This window comes from Acinetobacter sp. AS5 (assembly GCF_048957595.1).
In the GTDB taxonomy this organism is placed as follows: Bacteria; Pseudomonadota; Gammaproteobacteria; order Pseudomonadales; family Moraxellaceae; genus Acinetobacter.
In genome coordinates, this window is sequence record NZ_JARDAL010000091.1 from 1 (window position 1) to 5,973 (window position 5,973).

Sequence of the window (5,973 nt, forward strand, 5' to 3'; positions counted from 1 at the left end):
CTGTGATCCACATTTATGCCTCGTTCAGCGAGCATTTCTTGAAGTTCACGATAGCTGATGCCATATTTACAATACCAACGAACAGCCCAAAGAATGATTTCACCTTGAAAGTGCCGACCGTGGAAGGGATTCATCTGCTGTATCTCGAAATAAATAAGATATTTAGCTTATCATGTCAGCCTATTTGCAACAGTGCCCTATTTTAAATTGTGTGCCTTAACTCTCTGTTCTAAAAGGCTATTCAGAATTTTTAGACTGTTTATTTTGAACATTCTTTTTACTCTGTGGTGGCGATGCCGTAATTGGACCTTGCAAGATGCATGGTCGTGTATGGGCGATGTCCAGAAAGAATTTGACTCAAAACTATTTTAGTTGGGAAGGAATGCTAAAAATTGGAGATTGATACATCTCATCGTTTGTTTAAATATTTTTTGATTAAATTTTCCCTTTAAAAATTCTATTTTTTTTAATGTCTTAACTTGTATTTAATATAGGAGATCCCCATAACAACAAAAGCACTACAGGAATACAACAATATGGCGAATCCACAAAAACACTATGCTAAGTTCCACACAAATATTCGATTAGGTCGTTATGACGAAGAAAGTACATTACGTGAAAAACGTGACCTTTTGATTAGCACCTTAAAAGATGAACTCAAAAAGGATCCAAATGGTCCTCAATTTGTTGAATACTTTAATCAAGGTAGTTATGCCTTGGGCACAGGGATTAAGCCTAAGAATGGAGATTATGATATTGATGTAGGAGTTTTATTAGATTGTGACAAAGAGGAATATGGCTCAGTAGAAATTAAAAAAATTGTTAGAGATGCTTTAACTCATTCAAATAGAACTGTAACGATCAAACGACCTTGCGTAACTGTCACTTATCTCAAAAATGGTAGTCCCGATTATCATGTAGATCTGCCCATCTACGCTGAAGACGACAAAGGCAATATGTATCTAGCTCGAGGTAAGGAATTCTCCTCTGAAGACCTTAAGACTTGGGATATTTCAAATCCTACTGAACTTACCGATACAATTTTGGGAAAATTTGAAGATGATTCAGATTTACGTCATCAGTTTAGACGATGTACTCGCTACTTGAAACAATGGCGAAATGAGAAAGGTCTAGATTTTTTTAAGAGTATTGCTATCACTACAGCTGTATATGAGCATATAACAGCTGAAGATTATGAGAATGATAATAAGGTATTACTTTCTATAGTAAATAATGTATTAGATCAATTCACTACCTTTAGCATTGATCCAGAAAATAACGAGTATTACTTCAGACTCGTAATTAATTTACCTGCACATCAAGGTGTAGACTTACTCGAAAAATTGACCCGAAAACAAATGGAGCACTTAAAATCAAAACTTGAAGATTTAAAATCATCTTTAGAAGCTGTAAATGAGGAAACTGATACAGTAGAAGCTTGCAAAATTTTAAATAAAACTTTTGGAAGACAATTCCCTATCCCTGAAATACAAGAAGTGTCCGAACCAGTAGTACAAACTTATTACACTCAAGAAGGAAAATCTGCTTAGGAAAACTCAATGTTTTTTGATAACCCAAAGTTAGACAATATTGAAAAGCTATTAAGTGAACATGGAGCTCAAAATATCCATGTCACTTCTATTACTAAGGATTGGGTTAATCTAAAATTTGATTTTCTCATTAATACACAACAGGTTTGCCTTGGTCTAATTTTTCAAAATAGAGCTAATTGGACGATACCTCCCATTTTTAGAATATTGACACGACCAATGTCTGCCTTAGATCATGTGAGTCAAAGTGGGGAAATTTGTACTACGGATCATCAAGGTGAAAACTTTGAAGGCTATAGACATAAAGAACTTATTACTGAATTCTTTGAAAGGGCTATAGATATACTCAAGCAATCTTTTATTAATTTTCAATTAAACAACCGAGTAAGCTTGTATAACGAACTAGAAGGATATTTAGGCAGCACTCAAAATATAAATGAGGATGTAATATTACATTGCGACCCTACTTCTACATTTAATTTATATGGTTGGTTAAGAAAATCATCAAAAGGGAATCATCAAATATTAGAGCATATTGATGATGGCGATAGTTCTTACATAAACCACAACCAGCTCACAAAAGTAAAAATTCATAAGATATTATTAGAAGATGCTTCTGTTTTCCCCATACCAGATATAGGAGATTATTTTAATGAGGACTATTTTCTAAAAATTGTTAATACCCTCTCTAATGAGAACAAACGATCTTTGTTAAAACAAGGCAATCATTATGCCCTAGTGGGAATTCCAAATGAACATGGATTTGCTTATGTGATTTTTTATTATGCCATTTGGTATTCTTTCAAAGAAAAAGTATCCTTCAAAGGCTTTAAAGTCTCTTTAACACAAAGAGCGTGGATAGATTATTTATTAAATAGAACGGGGCAAGAGAAAAAAACAAGACATATAGCGATTATCGGATGTGGGGCTTTAGGCTCAAAGATTGCAGAGATATTAGCTCAAACAGGCGTAAATAAATTTTCTTTCATAGATCCAGAGCTTTTAAAAACAGATAATATTTATCGTCATTCTTTAGGTTTGCAGTATGTTAATACCTATAAATCTACTTCTTTAGCTAATAAGTTTTTAATAGAAAGGCCCGGATTAACTATTTTTCCATTCGTAAGCCATGGTGAAAGCTGGATAAAATCAAAAATTACTGAAGATATTGATACTATCATCATAGCAATTGGCCATACTCCTACTGAGATTTCTCTCGTAAAAACTATTTATGAAATAAGTGCAAACATTCAAGTAATAATAGGCTGGTTAGAACCTTATGATTTAGGTGGACATTTTATTTCTTTCAATAATAAACATGTAGGATGTTTAAACTGCTTATATTTTGATGAAAAATCAAATAAAAGTCTTACCCCTATGTATAAATATGTACAATCTGGACAGCTAATTGCTAAAAATATTACAGGGTGTGCTGGTGCATTTACCCCCTTCTCTTCTTTAAATTGCATGAAGCTAGCAAGCTATATTTCTGAATATGTCCTGAATCAACAATTAGGATTTGTTTCTATTTCTGGCGACAATCAGAATGCAAATAAAAATGGAATAATTACTACCCCTTTTTATAATTCAGTAAATAATTCAAATGGAATTAATATATTGAATTTAAAAGAAATTTATAAAGAAGTATGCCCATGTTGCAATACATAACTCAAGGGAGGATTAAATGTGACACACCTACAGGCCAAGTCTTTATTATTCAAGCAAATGTTTTAAAGAGTTTAAAGCAATTTATACAATTAGAATCAGATTCTCCAGAATCGGGTGGCATTCTAATTGGAAGAACAGACATAGAAACTAAAGCTAAAATCATTGAAAGCTTTACCTCTCCTATGGAAGGAGACTGTCAAACACGTATGTCTTTCTTTAGGTCAAAGTCCCACCAATATGCTTTAATACAAGCTTGGAACGAATCTAAAAAATTCTATAATTTTCAAGGCCTATGGCATACACATCCTGAAGATGTACCAACACCCTCTCCAACCGATTTAAGGGATATAGATACTGTTCTAAATGGCATTACCAATCTTAATGACCCAGTTTTATATTTAATAATCGGAAGAGTAAAAACTGGAATCTGGATTGGTAGAAAAAATTTTAAAATCAAACTGTTAGGTTATATTGAGTTAAATTGAAAATGCAACTAGACCCATCCCTAAGTTTACAGACTTCTTTATCAGCAATAGATGATTTATCAAATGCAAATAAATATATAGAAGAAATTTTAAAGCATATTTGTATAGATTCATTAGGTGTATTAGTTGATGAAGAACGTAAAAATATAATTTTTGTCTTATTGAAAAATAAAAGCCCTGAAAGTTTTTTCCGTATAATTCTCAATTATGATGATACTTTAACTTTTGTCCGAAGATTGCTTGCCAAAAAAATTTCCATTTATGCACGCTTTCTTCAAGGTCACATAATTGATGCCCACACTCTACATGATTTTGAAAAGTTAAAAGAAACATGGAATTTAACCTCCTCTCAAGAGAGCGAAGTTAAAGATGTAGATTTTGTTCCTAGAAAGATTCCTAAACAAAAACCAAACCCTGTAAACCAATTAGAATATTTCATAAAAAGAATTTTTGATTTTGAGCATCTTACAGGTAGGGGTAACGATTTATCTGAAAAAGATAAAAACCAGATTTATCTCTCAAGTCATGGCCGATGTATGTTTAAAGGATGTGGTGCAAAATTAAACATAGATGAAATAACTGGATTTGAAGGTACATATGGCGTTTTAGCTCATAATGTTGCAGCATCAGAAAATTCTACTCGCGGTATCCCCTTCTTCTCATATCAACTATCAGATGATCCAACGAATATTTTATTATTATGTGAAAAACATCATAGGTTAATTGATAAAGTTGCTGGCGCAGAATATACAGCTTCAAGACTCTCGCAAATGAGAAGTAATTTCACAGCACAATGCGAAGATTTATTAGATTCTTTAAGCTTTACTCCTATGCCAGTGTATTTATTTTTCTGGCCCGTGAATCGCAATATTCCTCAGTCTCCTTCACGACGTGATATTGCAAGCTGCCTTCTCCCATTAAAATCTATTTTGCATAAAGATAAGACACTAATTCATGAACCATTACCAGCTCATTTAAGAGCTTCAGCTGATGAGTTCTATAAAAAGTATTTTTTAGAAGAATTTGAAGTTCAAACAGAACAATTACTTAGGGAAACTAAATTTGATGATAAGAGAGTAGCTATTTTTGGCTTCGGCCCTATGCCATGCCTAATAGCATTAGGAAGTAAATTAGGAAATAAAGGGAAATTTATACCTATGCTTATGTATAGGGATGGAAGTTGTTGGATGTGGCCTGATCTTATATGTACAACCAAAGCGTATGAAATTAATAATTTCAGTGAAATAGAAGATTGTACTGAAATTACTATTAGATTGAATCTCACTGCTGATCCAGAAACCTCTAAAAATAAGGCTGTTGAATTAGGACATCCGGTAATTAATATTACTGCTAAACCAGAATATATGGGGAATGGAGCAATAAGAAATCCTGAACGAGGACTAAGTTTCATGCAAGATATTCATGCGTTATTTCATAGTCTAACAGATAAAGGAATTACCAAAATTCATGTCTTACCATGTGCATCCAATGCTGCTTGTATATGGTTTGGACAAGCATTTGATCTGCATCATCCTGAAATGGTTATTTATGATTACTTAAATAATTCAATGGTTCCAAGACTTCAAATTCGAAATAATGGAAGCAAGAATGAAATCGCTGTAATTTAAACAGTATATTTGATAGTACTTTCATACCATTAGATTTAAATATGACATTAGTAAATGGAGTTTAGCTCTAATGGGGCTTTGTTGCATAAATATCTAAGACTATGATTTTGTTTAATTTATTTTTGGATTAAAATTTAAACAAATCCTTAAAAATCAGTATCTTGAAGAATGTTTATACAACAAAGCCGTTTTAAACTAAAAAATGTTTGTAATACTATTTTATTTAAATCACTCTGCGATCTAGGTATTAAATTTAAGACTTTCCATGGTTTTAAATAATCTTGCAGATTTTTTTTGTGGTTCGAGAATATTTAAATCTTTATTAATATCAAAATTTGAGGGAATTCCATTTGTATTTTTTGCTAATAATTCCTTAACTAAATTTGTTGGAATAGCTCCATTTAAATGAACGTGTAAATCACCCTTAGGAAGATTCACTATCATATCTTCATTAATTTTTTGTAGTGCAGACATAAGTGTAGAAATTAATATAGCTGATTGAATTTTATCATAAAATCTATTTCCAAGTTATTTATTTTTAAATTTTTCTATTTCAATTCTGAATGGCTTTGTTGCACAAACCTATCTGTAAAGGGTTTTTCAGCGATATAATTTTCAAATGAAGAAGCCTACACACAAAAT

Annotated in this window: 5 protein-coding genes and 1 pseudogene; 4 read left to right on the plus strand and 2 right to left on the minus strand. The window is 32.0% G+C overall.

The window, feature by feature from the left end:
- Positions 1–134, minus strand: a pseudogene (locus PV763_RS16875) (IS6 family transposase); the annotation flags it as partial.
- Positions 135–536: 402 nt separating this feature from the next.
- Here PV763_RS16875 and PV763_RS16880 point away from each other — a divergent pair.
- From PV763_RS16880 to PV763_RS16895, 4 genes are read left to right on the plus strand one after another with little or no spacing between them, the layout of a single operon-like run.
- Positions 537–1,550, plus strand: coding sequence for a nucleotidyltransferase domain-containing protein (locus PV763_RS16880; protein WP_005006358.1), 1,014 nt, complete (start codon positions 537–539; stop codon positions 1,548–1,550).
- A 9-nt stretch (positions 1,551–1,559) separates the two neighbouring features.
- The gene (locus PV763_RS16885; RefSeq protein ID WP_005006360.1) at positions 1,560–3,218 is read left to right on the plus strand and encodes a ThiF family adenylyltransferase; all 1,659 of its coding nucleotides are present in this window, start codon (positions 1,560–1,562) and stop codon (positions 3,216–3,218) included.
- Complete coding sequence (locus PV763_RS16890; RefSeq protein WP_005006362.1) at positions 3,203–3,703, plus strand: Mov34/MPN/PAD-1 family protein; 501 nt, start codon at positions 3,203–3,205, stop codon at positions 3,701–3,703. Before PV763_RS16885 ends, PV763_RS16890 begins: the two co-directional genes overlap by 16 nt.
- Positions 3,704–3,705: 2 nt before the next feature.
- On the plus strand, positions 3,706–5,331 hold the full coding sequence (locus PV763_RS16895) for an SAVED domain-containing protein (RefSeq protein ID WP_005006366.1): 1,626 nt from the start codon (positions 3,706–3,708) through the stop codon (positions 5,329–5,331).
- A 240-nt stretch (positions 5,332–5,571) separates the two neighbouring features.
- On the opposite strand, the gene PV763_RS16900 is transcribed toward PV763_RS16895, so the two are convergent.
- Positions 5,572–5,805 carry a hypothetical protein gene (locus PV763_RS16900; RefSeq protein WP_420938246.1) on the minus strand — a complete coding sequence of 78 codons (234 nt, stop codon included), beginning with the start codon at positions 5,803–5,805 and terminating at the stop codon, positions 5,572–5,574.
- Positions 5,806–5,973: the final 168 nt, after the last annotated feature.